The following is a 16920-nucleotide window of genomic DNA, read 5'->3' as shown; positions in this document are numbered from 1 at the left end:
TTTTAACAACTTTAATTATAACATAGCTTAAAGCACTCGTTTTGAAAAATATGAAATTTTCAGTCCATTCTCACTTTTTTTCTAAAGAATAATGCTCTACTCATCCGATTGTCTGTTTCGGACTTACTAGTTTTAGATAATTTTGTTATAGTAATAAGTGAAACAAAAATAAGCGTTCTTTTAAAGGAGTCAGTAAAATGGATATTTCAATTATTAAGGCAGAATCTGTCACTGCTGAAACAGGTATTTTCATTGGAGAACATGCACCAAAACAAACAGTTGAATTTATGAATGTTCGCTGTCCTTATTGTAAGAAATGGTTTGAAAATTCTGCCGAAATTTTATCGGAAGCAGTCGATAGTGGGAAATTACAGCGTGTCATTAAGCTTTTTGATAAGGAAAAGGCATCACTGCTTTCTGGGAACGTGATGCACCGCTATATCTCTAAAACCGATGGTCGCCAAGCGCTACTTGACCTCACAAAAATCTATGCTACACAAACCTCTTGGGGGCAATTGCCACTTGAAGACGTCGCTGTCTACGCTGAAGAGACACTCAATTTAACGTTACAAGACGATCTTGATACAACCAACAAAATTATCGAAGAAGCGAATCAAGCAAATATTAAATTTGTACCGACAATTCTTTTAGACTCGCATATCTTTGATGAAAACATTTCGCTTGAAACACTATCTAGCTATTTAAATCAATAAAAAATGAAGGTTTAAGAAAGGAATATTCCTTTCTTAACCTTCATTTTCTTAATGTGCGTGCTTTTTCAATGGTTCGATCAACTAAAACCGATTGTGCATCAATGACAGGATACAGATGATCCGAAAAATGCTCTTGCATTAATGATAGTTCTGTACATCCTAAAATGATTTTTTCGCAACCAGCATCCAATGCGGCTTGTAAGATTTCAAAGTATAAACGGTCATTCAATCGATCATTTTCTTTAATTTCATGATAAATCAAATAACTAATCTTTTCTTGCAATGCTTTAGGTGGTAGATAGACATCAAGACCTGCTGCACGCATTTCTTTTTCATAGATTCCAGCTTTGACACTACCCTCTGTCCCAAAAAATGCCACTTTTCCACTTGTACCACTTTGAAGAACTTCTTCAACCGCTTCTTTTGGCATATTTAATAAAGGAATCGGCGTCGCTGCTTGTAAATCATCAAAAAAATGGTGCGCCGTATTACACGTTAAGACAATAAATGCTGGTTTCAATAAATTTTGTTGTGCAATATCTTCTAACAAGTAAGGAAGAGGATTCTCTTGATCGGTATTTAAAATATAAGCCGTTCGATCAGGCACACTCGCATGATTAAATAAAACGTAATTTAAATAATCTTGATCTTTTTTAGCATGGACGCGTTTGTTTAGCAAATGAATAAAGCTTTCAGTCGCCATAGTTCCCATGCCTCCAAGAATACTAAAAAAGTCTCTCATCGATTACCCTTCTTTCACTTCGAAAAATTTTTTGAATCGCTCGTTGTATTTATAAAATGCCCATTTCATTCTTAGGTAACGTCCTAAAGAATGATCTTTTTCATAAAAAATCGTCGTGCCCCAACGTCCAGCTTGCAATAATTGCTTGCCTCGTTCTTTTTCTTCATTTTCATTTGCGTATTTTAGAAAAATATTCTTTGGAACACCTAGCCAGAGTTTCGAATCTTTTGTCTCTTTCTTACCATAAACCGTTCCAGTAAATACACGATTGAAAACAAGATCATCGGTAATGAACTTAGCTAAGTTCAAACCATTCAAAGTTAAAAAGAAACTACTTCTACCTTGTCGTAAGTTGATTTCAAATAGTTTATATTCATCATCTCTTGGGTCGTATTTTAAATCAAAATTCGCAAAACCAACGTATTGAATATCCTTTAAAAACTGTTCAATTCGTTGATAAAGTTGTTGATTTTCATCTGGTAATATTACAACATAGTTCCCGACTGACCCTGGACTTGGATCTTCTAACAATGGATGACCCAATCCCATTAAACGAACTTGGTGCTGATGATCCACATATGCGTTTAGGACGCGCATGTTACTGTCATCTCCAGGAATAAAATCTTGTGCAATCATTTCACTTTGGTAACCTGCTTGGTAAATACGCTCAATAATCACGTCAAACTCTTCACGATTGTGTAAAATAAATGCCTTTTTTCGTCCTTCAAAATCAATTGACAGCCACTCGACACTATTAGCCGGTTTCAAAGCAATCGGAAATTCAAAAGGGAGCGCTACTTGATATTTCCCATCAACCATTGAATCTTTCGTAATTATTTGTGTTTTTGGATACGGTAGCTGATATTTTTCGCAAATATCATAAAATTCAACTTTATTTACTAATCCTTTAAATAACTCATAGTCATTCGCAATGAACGTATAATGTGGCGCAAGAACGGCTTTATTTTTTGAAAGTAGCTCTGCATAGCCATCGCCACATGGAATTAATAAATACGTTACATCCGGTTGATTGTACGTAGTTTGAGACAGCTCTAGTAACGTTTCCGTAAACACAGGATCTTCATCAAATCCTTTGGTTGGATGAACCGTCACAATTTGACTACTTTGTGTTGGTGCTAGAACAAATCCAGCATGAGCTTCTGATTTAATACCGTATGCTTCATGAAATGATTTAGCCATTCCATAAACATTCATATCACTCCCTAATAAAATAGGGACAAATTTCTTTTGTACCATTCTCTAACACTCTCTTTTTCCAAGATTTTTTCCATCTCAATCATCCTACCATAAAAAATCATTGTTTTTAAATGTTTCTTCACTTTTATATGAAAATTAATGTTTACCCTCGCGTAACTCCTCAGCAAAGTCATTAATCTTACGAATGCGATGATTAATACCCGATTTTGAAATCACTCCAGTTGGCACCATTTCTCCCAACTCTTTTAAGCTTACTTCAGGATTTTCAAGTCGTAATCGTGCAATTTCTTGTAATTTTTCAGGCAATGCACCTAACCCCACGCGAGCCTCAATAAATTCGATATTCTCAATTTGTTTTGACGCTGCATCGATCATCTTGTTCATATTCGCTGTTTCACAGTTAACGATGCGATTGACTGAATTACGCATATCACGCACAATACGGACATCTTCAAATTTTAACATTGAATTAGTCGCGCCAATTAACGTTAAAAAATCGGCGATGTGTTCTGCGCCTTTCAAATAAGCAATATATCCATTACGACGTTCGAGTGTTCGACCATTTAATCCGTAATAATTGAGCATATCACAAATATCTTGATTATGCTCTTCATAAGTCGAATAAATTTCTAAATGATAACGGCTCGTTTCTGGATTATTGACCGATCCAGAAGCCATAAAGGCTCCTCTTAAATAAGATCGCATCTTTTGTGAATTGCCCATAATCTCGTCTGAAACATGACTATGGACCATCATCCCTTCAAAAATACTTAAATCATCTAAAATTTCCTTGGTTTCTTGTTTCAAACGAACGATATAGACGTTATTTTTCTTTAATTTCATTCGTCGACGTACAAGTAATTCACTACGTACGTTGTAATGATCTTTTAATAATGAATAAATTCGACGAGCAATTGCCGCATTCTCCGTTTGAACATTCAGGATAAATTGTTGATTTTGAATACTCAATGAACCGTTCATCCGGATTAAGGCAGCTAACTCGGCTTTTGCATGCTCACGATGAACTTCTAATGTTGTTAATTCTTTTTTTACTTCCGATGCAAAAGACATTTTCTCACTCCTTTATCTCTAGATGACCGTCTAGAGTGCTAATAAACAATACGTAACAATTCTTCAATAACTTTATCTCCATCATGGAACACGCCGCCGTCTCTCAAAGCTAAAAAATCAGTTGATACAACACGGCATCCTTGGGCGCGTAAGTCATTGAAATCATGTCGAACTTGGACTAAATATTCATCGTAAACTTCAAAGTCCATATATCCTTCAGGAACTTTTTCAGTATTAACCAAAACAGTGTCAATAAACGGCTGCTTCAGATGCTCATGTAAAATTTTAATATGATCGGCATCTGTAAAATGCTCCGTCTCACCTTTTTGAGTCATAATATTGCAAACATAAACGGTTTCAGCTTTTGTTTGCAATAACGCCTCACCGATTTCTGGAATCATTAGGTTGGGCAAGATACTAGTAAATAAACTTCCTGGCCCTAAAACAATTAAATCCGCTTCTAGAATTGAAGACACGACTTTACGAGCTGCTTTGGGTACCGCTCCACATGCTTGAGTCACATAGACATAATCAATCGTTTTTCGATGCTCCGCAATTTTTGATTCACCAGAAACACTCGTTCCATCTTTAAAAACGGCGTGTAACACAAGTGGCTCATCTGAAGAAGGATAGACTTTTCCTTGGACATGCATCATCTTTGATAATAATTGAACGGCTTCGTACGTACTTTCTCGCATTTCAGACATTGCCGCAATAATTAAATTACCTAATGCATGGTTAGCTAAGAATTTGTCTTCTTTTTTAAAGCGATACTGAAAAATATCGGCATAAAGTTGTGGCATGTCTGACAGTGAGACTAATACGTTCCTTAAATCTCCAGGTGGAGTCATAGAAGTCACTGAATCGCGTAACTCTCCACTACTTCCACCATCGTCTGCAACTGTAACAATTGCTGTTATATCCATTCCCTGGTTTCTTAAACTTTTTAAAAGAACAGGTAAGCCCGTTCCGCCACCAATGACGACAATCTTTGGTTTACGAATTCGATAGGTCTTTAATTTCATGAGCGATTAACCGTTTCTTTCCGCTTATCTTTATCGCGATGGGTCGTATTCACTTTATATTCATCTTGAAACGATTCTGTTAAACGCTTAGTCAGGGCAACCGAACGGTGTTGCCCACCCGTACAACCAATTGCGACAGTTAAGCTACTTTTTCCTTCTTTAATGTAACCTGGGACAATACTATGCAAGAGTTGGTTAAATTGTTGATAAAATGATTCCGTCTCTGGAAAACTCATGACATAATCATAAACGGGTTGATCCAATCCTGTTTTAGGACGTAATTCCGGTATGTAATGCGGATTTGGCAAAAAGCGCACATCCATGACAATATCAGCATCGATCGGAATACCATATTTGAAACCAAAGGACAGCATTTCAATTCGGAAACCACTTTCCTTTGATGCTTGGAACTCCTGATTAATCGCTTCGCGTAGTTGTCGAGGTGTTAAATTCGTTGTATCAATTACAATCGAAGCTTGTGTTTTTAAGTCTTCTAAAATTGCGCGTTCTTTACGGATACCTTCTGTTACTAAGCCGTCCATCGCTAGTGGGTGCGTACGTCTTGTCTCTTTGTAACGTGAAACCAACTCACTATCTGAGGCGTCTAAGAACAACATTCTTGTATCAATAAAAGCTGTATTTTCAATATTCATCAACATTGTTTGGATTTCTTCAAAAAACGAACGAGAACGTAAATCAACGACTAATGCAATCTTTGTTACTTTCCCAGATTCTTTTACTAATTCCCAAAACTTAGGAATTAAATTTGGAGGCATATTATCAATACAGAAATACCCCATATCTTCAAAACTTTGAATCGCCACTGTTTTCCCAGCGCCACTCATTCCAGTAATAATGACTAGCTCTAAACTTTCAGTCATCGCAATCATTCCTTTTTCTATTTTCTATTAGTCATTGTAACACTCCACGCGTATCATAGCTATGTTTTTTCCTCAATGAACACAAAAATGAAAGAAAACACAGTATTTTAACACTGATTGTTCTAAAGTATTCGTGAACAAGTAATAAGGCCGTGACAACTGTCACAGCCTTATTGTTGCTTATCCTTTTTGTAATACTTTTTTCAAGTATTGCCCAGTATAACTTTCTGCAACTTGAGAAATGTCTTCTGGTGTGCCCGTTGCTAATAACGTACCACCACCATCGCCACCTTCTGGACCTAAATCGATTAAATAATCGGCTGATTTGATGACATCTAGATTATGTTCAATTACCAACACCGTATTTCCCTGATCGACAAGGCGCTCCAAGACAACTAGTAATTTCGCAATATCTTCTGAGTGCAATCCCGTTGTTGGTTCATCTAAAATATAGAGACTCTTACCATGTGATTTTTTGTGTAACTCACTTGCAAGCTTCATTCGCTGAGCTTCACCACCAGACAATGTGGTTGCTGGTTGCCCTAGCGTAACATAACCTAAACCTACATCGACAATCGTTTGTAATTTACGATTTATTTTAGGGATCGCTTTGAAAAATACGACGGCATCTTCGACTGTTAAATCTAAAATATCCGCAATGTTTTTTCCTTTGTAACGAACTTCTAATGTCTCTGAATTGTAACGTTTGCCATCGCAGACCTCGCAAGGAACATAAACATCTGGCAAGAAGTGCATTTCTATTTTGAGAATACCGTCTCCTTTACAAGCTTCACAACGACCACCTTTAACGTTGAAACTAAAACGGCCTTTTTTATATCCACGAACTTTTGCTTCGTTCGTCGCCGCAAATAAGTCACGCACGTCATCAAAGACGCTTGTATAAGTTGCCGGATTACTACGAGGGGTACGCCCGATTGGACTTTGATCGATATCAATTAAACGTTCAATATGTTTATAACCTGTTAGTTTTTTGAATTTACCTGGCTTATTTGAATTACGATTAATTTTTTGAGCCAATGCTTTTTTCAAAATATCATTGACGAGCGTGGACTTCCCTGATCCTGAAACACCCGTTACAGCAATGAAACTACCTAATGGAAATTCAACCGAAATGTTTTTTAAGTTATTTTCAGTTGCGCCAGAAATTTTAATCGACAATCCATTTCCCGTGCGACGTTCTTTCGGAACAGGTATGCGACGTTTGCCTGATAAGTATTGTCCGGTTAACGAATTCGGATTATCCGCAACTTCTTGCGGTGTTCCACAAGCGACAATTTCCCCACCTGCATGACCTGCGCCTGGACCAATATCAATCAGATAGTCCGCAGCCATCATCGTATCTTCATCATGTTCAACGACAATCAGTGTATTCCCCAAATCGCGCATCTTTCTTAACGACCCCAATAAGCGATCATTATCACGTTGATGCAACCCAATCGATGGTTCATCTAAAATATAAAGCACACCAGATAAGTTCGAGCCAATTTGCGTGGCCAAACGAATCCGCTGAGCTTCTCCACCGGACAAACTACCGGATGCTCGACTCAAGGTTAAATAATTTAATCCCACGTTTTGCAAGAAACTCAAACGATCGTGTATCTCTTTAACAATCGAGTGAGCGATTATCGTCTCTGCTTCAGATAATCGTAAGCCTTCAATAAAACAAATCACATCATTAATCGAATAATCGCTGACTTCACCAATATGTTTATCATTGACTTTTACAGCTAATGCTTGAGGATTCAAACGATAGCCATGACAAGTTTGACAAGTCAACTCCGTCATATATAAACGCATTTGTTCTCTAGTGAAATCGCTATTTGTTTCATGGTAACGACGATTAATGTTCGTAATCACACCTTCAAATGCTACTTCGACATCACGCACACCACCGAAATCATTTTCATAATGAAAGTGGAATAATTCGCCGTTTGATCCATATAAGATAATTTGTTGATGTTCTTCGGGCAGTTCTTCAAATGGTGTGTCTAAATCGATATTAAATTCTGCACATGCTTGCTCAAGCATTTGCGGATAATACTGTGAACTGATTGGATTCCAAGGAATCAATGCACCTTGTCGTAGTGTTTTACTTTTGTCTGGCACAACTAAGTCAATATCGACTTCTAGTTTAATACCCAAACCATCGCATTCACCACACGCACCAAAGGGAGCATTAAAAGAAAACAAACGTGGCTCCAATTCTCCTACTGTAAAACCACAATAAGGACACGCGTAATGTTCACTAAACAGCAACTCATTTTCACCGTTGACGTCAACTAGCGCATAACCTTCTGCTAACCGTAGCGCATTTTCTAAAGAGTCAAACAAGCGTGAACGAATGCCTTCTTTTAAAACAATTCGATCCACGACAATGGCGATGTCATGTTTTTTATTTTTTTCTAACTCAGGTACTTCACTGACATCATAAACTTCGCCGTCCACTCGAACACGAACATAGCCTTCTTTTTGAATTCTTTCAAAAACTTTTTTGTGTTGTCCACGCTTTTGATTAATTAATGGTGATAGGATTTGAATTCGACTACGCTCAGGTAACACTAAGACTTGATCGACCATCTGCTCGATTGTTTGGCTTGTAATCTCAATATGATCATTTGGACAAATCGGATGTCCTACTCGAGCATATAGTAAACGCATATAGTCATTAATTTCTGTCACTGTCCCAACAGTCGAACGAGGGTTTTTACTCGTCGTTTTTTGATCAATTGAAATCGCAGGACTCAAGCCATCAATACTATCAACATCCGGCTTATCCATTTGACCTAGAAACTGCCTTGCATAGGCAGATAAGCTTTCAACGTATCTTCTTTGTCCTTCAGCATAAAGTGTATCAAATGCTAACGAGCTTTTACCCGAACCAGATAATCCAGTAATAACCACCAATTTATCTCGCGGAATGCTTACATCGATATTTTTTAAATTATGGGCACGCGCGCCCTTAATAATGATTTTGTCATTTGCCATCGTCTTACTCCTTTATTGAGCTTTTAATTCTAAAATAGTATCTCTTAATGTTGCTGCTTTTTCAAAATCAAGTGTCTTAGCCGCTTCTCGCATCTCTTGCTCGAGTTTTAAAATAAATAATTCTTTTTCTTCTCTTGATAAATCATTGTAAGAAGTCGCAAAATCTTCGCCTGATTCTTCTGCTGCTTTAGAAATCGAAATGATTTGACGAATTTCCTTAATAATTGTTTGTGGCACAATACCATGTTCTTTATTATATGCTTCTTGAATATCTCGTCGACGTTGTGTTTCGTCAATCGCTTTTTGCATGGAATCCGTCACTTTATCTGCATACATAATAACTTTACCGTCTGCATTTCGAGCAGCACGACCGATAGTCTGAACAAGCGAGCGTTCACTACGTAGGAAACCTTCTTTATCTGCATCTAGAATCGCAACGAGCGAGACTTCAGGCACATCAATTCCTTCACGTAATAAGTTAATACCAATTAATACATCGAATTCACCTAAACGTAAGTCACGAATAATTTCAGTTCTCTCAAGTGTTTTAATGTCACTATGTAAATATTTCACTTTGATTCCTAATTCTTTGAAATAATCAGTTAAGTCTTCAGACATTTTTTTAGTTAAGGTTGTAATAAATACGCGTTGATTTTTTTCAACTCTTTCATTAATTTCACCGACTAAATCATCAATTTGTCCCATAATCGGTCGAACTTCGATTACTGGATCTAGAAGGCCGGTTGGTCGAATAATCTGTTGCACGATATGATTTGTTTGCTCGTATTCATAAGGACCAGGTGTTGCTGAAACGTAAATAATTTGGTTGACATGATTTTCAAACTCCTCTAAGCGCAATGGTCGATTATCAAGCGCAGATGGTAAACGAAAACCATAATCAACGAGCATTTGCTTCCTTGCACGGTCACCATTGTACATCCCGCGAACTTGTGGCATTGTCACGTGAGATTCATCAATCACTATTAATGAATCTTTTGGGAAGAAGTCAATCAATGTATAAGGCGGTTCACCTTCTTTTCGGCCATCTAAATGTCTCGAATAGTTTTCAATCCCAGAGGTATAGCCCATCTCACGCATCATTTCAATATCGTAATTTGTTCGTTGCTCTAAGCGTTGAGCTTCTAGCAATTGATCATTTTGACGTAAAACACCTAAGCGCATTGTTAACTCAGCTTGTATTGCCGCAATCGCTGTTTCTAAATGATCCTCATCCGTCATAAAGTGTGTTGCTGGGAATATCGACACATGCTCCAAGTCGCTAACTATTTCACCCGTCAACGCATCAACTTCTCGAATACGTTCAATTTCATCTCCAAAAAATTCAACTCTTAATGCTCGTTCGTCACGTGAAGCTGGAAAAATTTCTACAACGTCTCCTCGTACCCGAAAACGTCCTCGTTGAAAATCAATATCATTGCGCTCGAATTGAATTTCGACTAACGATTTCAATAAACGATCCCGTGAAATTTCCATATCCGTTCTCAATGAAACTACTTGTTTTTGATATTCCATAGGAGATCCTAGACCGAAAATACACGAAACAGAAGCAACAACAATCACATCATTGCGCTCTAATAGTGAAGATGTTGCCGAGTGACGAAGTTTATCAATCTCATCATTGACGCTCGAATCTTTTTCAATATAAGTATCACTAGAAGGAACATAGGCTTCTGGTTGATAATAGTCATAGTAACTAACAAAATATTCAACGGCATTCTCAGGGAAAAACTCCTTAAACTCACCGTAGAGTTGACCAGCTAGTGTCTTATTGTGAGCAATAATCAAGGTCGGTTTATTCACCGCTTGAATCACATTTGAAATCGTATAAGTCTTACCTGTTCCTGTGGCCCCAAGTAGTACTTGCGCTTTTTGTTTCTGATTAATTCCGTCAATCAATTCACGAATTGCTTGTGGCTGATCGCCTGCTGGCTGATATTTAGATATCAATTTAAATTTACGGGTTATGTCCCTTTCAATCATCCGATTTCCTACTTTCTATCAAATCTCACACTGCTACTATTTTACCATAGCGAACATACTTTCGCTATTTTTTTATCTGTAATCGAGTTGTTTTAACTTTTTCTTTATGTTACATTTCCTAACATCAATTGTAATAAACTGTATTAAATTCCACTCATTTTAAACAAAAAGATTGATTCTTATGAATTTAATAAGCTATAATTTTAAGATAGACTGATTACAGGAGGGGTTTTTATTATGAAAAAAGGTCTAATGTTACTTTCACTTTTATCAATAGTATTGACTGGACTACTTTTTACAACAAAAAATGTAGCCGCAAAGGAGAAAGTTTATCAAATTGGAACAGATGTTACATTTGCTCCCTTTGAATTCCAAAATACTGACAACGAATACGTTGGGATTGATATTGATTTACTAAAAGCAATCGCTGATGACCAAAATTTCGAAGTTCAGTTTCAGCCACTTGGCTTCAGCTCTTCCATTCAAGGCGTCACATCGAATCAATTAGATGGAATGATTGCCGGGATGAGTATTACGGATGATCGAAGAAAGACATTCGATTTTTCCGACCCATATTTTGATAGCGGCATTCAGATGGCTGTCCGAAAAGATGACACGAGCATCACAAATTATCACGACTTAAAAGGCTTGACCGTCGGCGCTAAAGTCGGAACAGAGAGTGCTACTTTTCTAGAAGAAAATCAAGAAAAATACGGCTATAAAATCAAGGTTTACGAAGATGCAACGGGTCTCTACGGATCACTTAAAAACAAAGCATTAATAGCAATCTTCGATGATGCACCGATTTTAGGTTATGCAATTAACCAAGGAGAACCCTTTAAATTAGTCGGACAACCAGAAAAAGGAAATTCTTACGGTTTCGCTGTAAAAAAAGGCGAAAACAAAGAATTATTAGAAAAATTCAATGCCGGCCTAAAAAAATTAAAAGCATCTGGTGAATACGAAAAAATCGTGAACACCTACATCACTCAGAGCCCTACAAATGAGACGATGAAAAAAATTGAACCACTGAAGAAAAGCTACACGATTGCCAGTGATTCGGCTTTTGCACCTTTTGAATTCCAAAACAGTGAAAACCAATATGTTGGCATTGATGTTGACTTACTAAAAAGAGCAGCAGAACTTCAAGGTTTTACACTTAAATTCAACCACATCGGATTTTCTGGCGCCGTTCAGGCAGTCGAATCGAATCAAGCAGATGCAATGATTGCTGGGATGACGATTACAGAAGAACGCAAAAAAGTCTTTGATTTTTCAGACGCTTATTTTGATAGCGGGATTCAACTTGCTGTTAAAAAAGGAAATACGACCATTCAGAGTTACGAAGATTTATCTGGCAAAAAAGTCGGCGCTAAAGTCGGAACAGAAAGTGCCGATTACTTAGAAGCCAATAAAGAAAAGTACGGCTATACCGTCAAATACTTTGATGCAGCTGACCAACTATACGACGCCGTTCGAGTTGGAGCAATTGATGCTTTAATGGATGACTATCCCGTCATTGGTTACGCGATTGCACAAGGACAAGAATTATCAACACCCCTTGAGCGCATTTCTGGCGGACAATACGGCTTTGCTGTAAAAAAAGGCCAAAACCCAGAGTTATTAGAAATGTTCAATGAAGCATTAAAAGAAATGAAACGCTCCGGCGAATACGAAAAAGTACTTGGAACTTATATTCATGACGGCAAACCAGAAAGCAGTACCGTCGACGAATCAACCTTTACTGGTATTTTAAAAAACAACTATCAAGTCTTATTAAAAGGTCTTGGTAAAACAATCATTTTAGCTCTTGTATCCTTCGGTCTAGCTTTAGTTGTCGGTATCGTTTTCGGCTTAATGAGTGTCTCACCAATTAAACCGTTGCGCTTCATCGCCTCTATCTACGTTGATATCATTCGCGGAATCCCGATGATGGTACTTGCTCTATTTATTTACTTCGGTTTATCCGATGCCATCGGCTTAACGATTCCTGACTTCACAGCTGGAGTTATTACGTTAACCTTAAACGCAAGTGCTTATATTGCAGAAATCGTACGTGGCGGGATTAATGCCGTCCCTGTCGGTCAAACCGAAGCAGCACGCAGTCTTGGTCTTTCGTATATGCGTACCATGCAAAAAATCGTTTTACCACAAGCGATACGAATTATGATTCCTTCATTTGTTAACCAATTCGTCATTTCTTTAAAAGATACAACGATTATCTCTGTGATTGGAATTGTCGAATTATTACAAACTGGTAAAATTATCGTTGCACGTACAATGCAAACAACAAACGTCTATCTAATTATTGCGATCATGTACTTAATCTTGATTACCGCCTTAACCAAACTAGCCAAATCATTAGAAAAGAAGGTGAACTAAGATGAGTGAAAAAATAATCGTTAAAAACTTAGTCAAAAAATACGGCGAAAATACCGTCTTAAACAATATTAGCACCACAATTAACGAAGGTGATGTTGTTTGTATCATCGGCCCTTCTGGTTCAGGAAAATCAACCTTTTTACGCTGTTTAAATCGCTTAGAAGAAACGACAAGCGGCAATATTTACATTAACGGCGCAGATTTAACGGCAAAAAACACAAATTTAAACGAAATTCGCCAACATATCGGAATGGTTTTCCAACATTTCAATTTGTTCCCACACCTTAGTGTCCTACAAAATATTTTACTTGCACCAATGGACTTAAAAGGTCTTTCACGCAAAGAAGCGGAAGAAAAGGCTATTCGCTTACTGGATAGTGTTGGTTTAGCCGACAAAAAAGATGTCTCACCCGATAGTTTATCAGGTGGACAAAAACAACGTGTTGCAATTGCTCGTGCGTTAGCAATGGAGCCCGATATTATGCTCTTCGATGAACCAACTTCTGCACTTGATCCAGAGATGGTTGGCGATGTTTTAAACGTCATGAAACGCTTAGCAAAACAAGGCATGACAATGGTGATTGTCACACATGAAATGGGCTTTGCCAAAGAAGTTGCCAACCGCGTGATGTTTATCGACAGCGGTAATTTCTTAGAAGATGGTACACCAGAACAAATTTTTGAAAATCCACAAAACGAACGCACACAAGACTTCTTGAATAAAGTATTGAATATTTAACAAAAAAGCAGCCAAGCTCAGTTTTCACTCGAGCTTGGCTGCTTTTTTTAGTCTTTGATTTTCACGAATCGATAACCCAACATCAAAATTAAGGTGATCATTGGGATTGCTAGCGCGATACTTAAGTACTTCGAATGCGAGTAAGCCAGGATCAGCGTATTTTCGCCTTCTTTAGAGGTAACTTTCGGGGTCCCAATAGTTGTCAAATCAAGTTCTTGATGAGGCATTTTACGTTGGTTCAGCCACACCTGCGTACGATCATAAATGACTACCGGCACCAATACTTCTTCATTTAATCGCGCTTGCCACGTCACGACCAAAGAACCATCGATGACTTCTTTCGTAAATTCCCCTCCCTGATTTTGATCAATAATAAATTCTTTGTACTGTTTGTATTTATTGAATTGATCCGTTTGATAAATTGGTAAATAATCGGGGGTTGATTTTTGGACAAGTAACAAAATCTCTTGTTTCTCTCCGCTAAAAACCGCTCTTTTCAATTGTTCACTATCTTCCGTATAAAGATATGTATGCAAGCTTGATTCAATCGGTTGCTCCTTAAGTTGCCAAACGAGACAAAAATAACCTGTCAACAAAATCGTTTGCACTAGCGCTAAGGCCATCGCAATATTTAACACTCTTGTCGTTCGGTCTTTCTTTTTGATTATCACTTGTCCGTTCCTACCAATAAAAATAAGGAGTAAGACCGTAAACGGTACAAAAAAACGAAATGGAAATTGGATTGTCTCAATTATTTTCCAGTTTTCCTCCATTAACAAACGCCAAGGAATCAAATTCGAAGATAAAATTAGAAAGAACACAGCAACACCCACTGTGACTCGATCAAACAATACTAGTTCATGCCACTTTTTACGAATAAACCAAATAAAATAACCAATAAATAATAGTACAACTCCAGGTGTTACTAACCAGTAGATGCTATTATACGTAATCGTACTTTGGTGCATTAAGTGATTAACAAACGGCGCTAACAGTTCATTACCGCTATACAGTGTCAACAATCCATACCAAACATTGGTAGTCAGTAAGAAAAAGAGTAACACCGATAAAACACCTTGAATAAGCAACTGTCCTCTTCTCTTTTTTTCAACAACAAAGATTGTTCCATAAAAAAAGAGGTAAACAATCGCTAATAACACTGCCGAAAAAAGATGGACTTGAAACATTAACGCCATAAAAAATCCGACTTGCCAACTATTAAAACGCTTATCTTCATACAGGCTAACCATCGGCCACAGACATAGCGGAAAAATCGCTGCGCCCCAACTCGTAAAACCTTGACGCGTTACCCAATACAAAATAGAAAACGAAGTCATATAGATGATACTCAATTGCAACGCACGTTTTTCGATCACCTGACTACGTTTTAATAAAAGGTACATACTATGCCCTGCTAAACCAAAAAGAATCAGATTAGCTAAGTTTTGATAGATGAACCATGATGGACTTATCCATACTAAAAAACCATTAAAATAAGCCATTAAAGGACCATAAAGAGCATTTACAATTCTACCTGACTGTTGAAAACCATATTGACTCATAAAATATTGAAAATTATGATTTTCAATTTGTTGTGCCACATCATAAAATCGATTGAAATGGAAAAGAATATCCGAACCAAAAATCATACTTTTAGATAACAATTGCGGCGTGATGAGTAAGAAAGCTAGCAGATCAATGATTAGCCAACTTTTCCAATGCTCTCGTATTTTTTGCTTGCATTTCAAAATAACCATCGACCACCTTTCTTATCAGCGACTTTCGAGTCACCTGAAGCTCTATTTATTGTTTCACTCTTTTTTTATCTTAGGTTGGTAAAAAAAGAACCATCAAAGTTCGATAAAACAGAACTTCGATAGTTCATCGATTCTTTACTTTTTCTTACTGCCACCAAAAGCATCTTTAACTTTATCAAAGAAGCCTTCTGAGTGTTGCTCATTAGTTTCATGGCCACTTACTTTGGCATAGTTACGTAACGCATCTTTTTGTTCGTCACTTAAGTTTCTTGGTGTCATGACTTTGACAGTGACTTGTTGATCACCATTTCCAGCTCCACGTAAACGAGGCGCTCCTTTACCACGTAAGCGGAATTTCGTTCCTGTTTGTGTTCCTGCTGGAATTTTCAATTTAACGTCACCATGAACAGTTGGCACGTTGATTTCATCACCTAGAGCGGCTTGAACGAAGTTTAATGGTAACTCATAATAAATTTCGCCACCTTCACGGTCAAAGATATCACTTTCTTCGACATAGAAAACCACGTAAAGATCACCGTAAGGTCCACCGTTAACACCCGCTTCACCTTGACCCGTTAAGCGCATTTGTTGCCCATTTTCAACACCTGCTGGTACATTGACTTTCACGCTGTGTGTTTTCTTTTCATGTCCATTACCATGACACGTTGGACAAGGTTCCTTAATTTCTTTCCCTGTTCCACGACACACATCACACGTTTGACGGCTCATCACACGACCAAGCGGCGTTTGACGCTCAACATTAATCGTACCCGCTCCATGACACTTATGACAGGTAGTCGGTTCCGTTCCTGGTTTCGCACCATTTCCGTGACAAGTATGACATGTTTCTTCACGTTTGTATTGAATATTTTTCTCAACACCAAAAATCGCTTCTTCAAAAGTTAAATTCACTGAGTACTGTAAATCATCACCTTGACGGGGTGCGTTCGGATTCATACTACGACCGCCACCACCAAAGAAGGACTCAAAGATATCTTCAAAGCCACCAAAACCACCGGCTCCAGAGAAACCACCGAAGCCGCCACCGCCGCCGAAATTCTGGTCTGTACTTGCATGTCCATATTGGTCATAAGCAGCACGTTTTTGAGGATCACTTAAAATTTCATAAGCTTCAGCAACTTCTTTAAACTTCACATCAGCATCTGCTTCTTTGTTGATATCTGGATGGAATTTTTTAGAAAGTTTGCGGTACGCTTTTTTTATTTCATCATCAGAAGCACCTTTTTGAACTCCAAGGACTTCATAATAATCTCTTTTTGTTGCCATTTACTTCCCCCACTTTATAAGCATTTCAGTCTTTCGTATTCTATCACAAAAAGACTGGTAGATACACCTTTTTAAATTTTCTAATAAAAGACTTAAAA

General features: G+C 37.7%; 12 protein-coding genes. 3 read left to right on the top strand and 9 right to left on the bottom strand.

Going from position 1 to position 16920, the window contains the following annotated elements; genetic code table 11:
• The first annotated feature begins 197 nt into the window (after positions 1-197).
• Positions 198-713, top strand: coding sequence for a DsbA family protein (locus tag IEV09_RS01445; RefSeq protein WP_188366478.1), 516 nt, complete (start codon positions 198-200; stop codon positions 711-713).
• A gap of 40 nt (positions 714-753) precedes the next feature.
• Here the strand turns inward: IEV09_RS01445 and IEV09_RS01440 are convergent, their stop codons facing one another.
• The 7 genes from IEV09_RS01440 to uvrB all read right to left on the bottom strand — a co-directional run bounded on the left by IEV09_RS01440 (position 754) and on the right by uvrB (position 10657).
• Entirely contained in the window at positions 754-1455 is a 702-nt protein-coding gene (locus tag IEV09_RS01440; protein WP_188366477.1) for an amino acid racemase, read from the bottom strand.
• 3 nt (positions 1456-1458) lie between these two features.
• Complete coding sequence (locus tag IEV09_RS01435) at positions 1459-2712, bottom strand: carboxylate--amine ligase (RefSeq protein ID WP_188366476.1); 1254 nt, start codon at positions 2710-2712, stop codon at positions 1459-1461.
• A gap of 96 nt (positions 2713-2808) precedes the next feature.
• Positions 2809-3744, bottom strand: a complete 936-nt coding sequence (gene whiA, locus IEV09_RS01430) for a DNA-binding protein WhiA (RefSeq protein WP_188366475.1) — start codon at positions 3742-3744, stop codon at positions 2809-2811.
• A gap of 38 nt (positions 3745-3782) precedes the next feature.
• Complete coding sequence (locus IEV09_RS01425; protein WP_188366474.1) at positions 3783-4769, bottom strand: gluconeogenesis factor YvcK family protein; 987 nt, start codon at positions 4767-4769, stop codon at positions 3783-3785.
• A complete protein-coding gene (gene rapZ / locus IEV09_RS01420) occupies positions 4766-5650 on the bottom strand; it encodes an RNase adapter RapZ (protein ID WP_188366473.1) in 885 nt (294 codons plus the stop codon). The genes IEV09_RS01425 and rapZ overlap by 4 nt, the downstream gene beginning before the upstream one ends.
• 180 nt (positions 5651-5830) lie before the next feature.
• The gene (gene uvrA, locus IEV09_RS01415) at positions 5831-8656 is read right to left on the bottom strand and encodes an excinuclease ABC subunit UvrA (protein WP_188366472.1); all 2826 of its coding nucleotides are present in this window, start codon (positions 8654-8656) and stop codon (positions 5831-5833) included.
• A gap of 12 nt (positions 8657-8668) precedes the next feature.
• On the bottom strand, positions 8669-10657 hold the full coding sequence (gene uvrB / locus IEV09_RS01410; RefSeq protein ID WP_188366471.1) for an excinuclease ABC subunit UvrB: 1989 nt from the start codon (positions 10655-10657) through the stop codon (positions 8669-8671).
• 237 nt (positions 10658-10894) lie between these two features.
• Between uvrB and IEV09_RS01405 the strand changes: the two genes are divergently transcribed.
• Both IEV09_RS01405 and IEV09_RS01400 read left to right on the top strand, forming a co-directional pair.
• Complete coding sequence (locus IEV09_RS01405; RefSeq protein WP_188366470.1) at positions 10895-13039, top strand: amino acid ABC transporter substrate-binding protein/permease; 2145 nt, start codon at positions 10895-10897, stop codon at positions 13037-13039.
• Between the two features lies 1 nt (position 13040).
• A complete protein-coding gene (locus tag IEV09_RS01400) occupies positions 13041-13778 on the top strand; it encodes an amino acid ABC transporter ATP-binding protein (RefSeq protein WP_188366469.1) in 738 nt (245 codons plus the stop codon).
• 47 nt (positions 13779-13825) lie between these two features.
• Here IEV09_RS01400 and IEV09_RS01395 read toward each other — a convergent pair whose 3' ends face one another.
• Together IEV09_RS01395 and dnaJ are read right to left on the bottom strand one after the other, a co-directional pair.
• Positions 13826-15535, bottom strand: coding sequence for a putative glycosyltransferase family protein (locus IEV09_RS01395; RefSeq protein WP_188366468.1), 1710 nt, complete (start codon positions 15533-15535; stop codon positions 13826-13828).
• 135 nt (positions 15536-15670) lie between these two features.
• Positions 15671-16822: a molecular chaperone DnaJ gene (gene dnaJ, locus IEV09_RS01390; RefSeq protein ID WP_188366467.1), complete on the bottom strand. Its 1152-nt coding sequence runs from the start codon at positions 16820-16822 to the stop codon at positions 15671-15673.
• Positions 16823-16920: the final 98 nt, after the last annotated feature.

Source organism: Enterococcus alcedinis, assembly GCF_014635985.1.
In the GTDB taxonomy this organism is placed as follows: Bacteria; Bacillota; Bacilli; order Lactobacillales; family Enterococcaceae; genus Enterococcus_I; species Enterococcus_I alcedinis.
The sequence above is the reverse complement of the archived record's forward strand: the minus strand, read 5'-3'. Positions and strand labels throughout refer to the sequence as shown.

Coding starts and splice junctions, on each gene's coding strand:
- rapZ (WP_188366473.1), bottom strand. CDS start 5,650: ATGACTGAAAGTTTAGAGCTAGTCATTATTACTGGAATGAGTGGCGCT.
- IEV09_RS01405 (WP_188366470.1), top strand. CDS start 10,895: ATGAAAAAAGGTCTAATGTTACTTTCACTTTTATCAATAGTATTGACT.
- IEV09_RS01395 (WP_188366468.1), bottom strand. CDS start 15,535: ATGGTTATTTTGAAATGCAAGCAAAAAATACGAGAGCATTGGAAAAGT.
- IEV09_RS01440 (WP_188366477.1), bottom strand. CDS start 1,455: ATGAGAGACTTTTTTAGTATTCTTGGAGGCATGGGAACTATGGCGACT.
- dnaJ (WP_188366467.1), bottom strand. CDS start 16,822: ATGGCAACAAAAAGAGATTATTATGAAGTCCTTGGAGTTCAAAAAGGT.
- IEV09_RS01445 (WP_188366478.1), top strand. CDS start 198: ATGGATATTTCAATTATTAAGGCAGAATCTGTCACTGCTGAAACAGGT.
- IEV09_RS01435 (WP_188366476.1), bottom strand. CDS start 2,712: ATGGTACAAAAGAAATTTGTCCCTATTTTATTAGGGAGTGATATGAAT.
- uvrA (WP_188366472.1), bottom strand. CDS start 8,656: ATGGCAAATGACAAAATCATTATTAAGGGCGCGCGTGCCCATAATTTA.
- IEV09_RS01425 (WP_188366474.1), bottom strand. CDS start 4,769: ATGAAATTAAAGACCTATCGAATTCGTAAACCAAAGATTGTCGTCATT.
- whiA (WP_188366475.1), bottom strand. CDS start 3,744: ATGTCTTTTGCATCGGAAGTAAAAAAAGAATTAACAACATTAGAAGTT.
- uvrB (WP_188366471.1), bottom strand. CDS start 10,657: ATGATTGAAAGGGACATAACCCGTAAATTTAAATTGATATCTAAATAT.
- IEV09_RS01400 (WP_188366469.1), top strand. CDS start 13,041: ATGAGTGAAAAAATAATCGTTAAAAACTTAGTCAAAAAATACGGCGAA.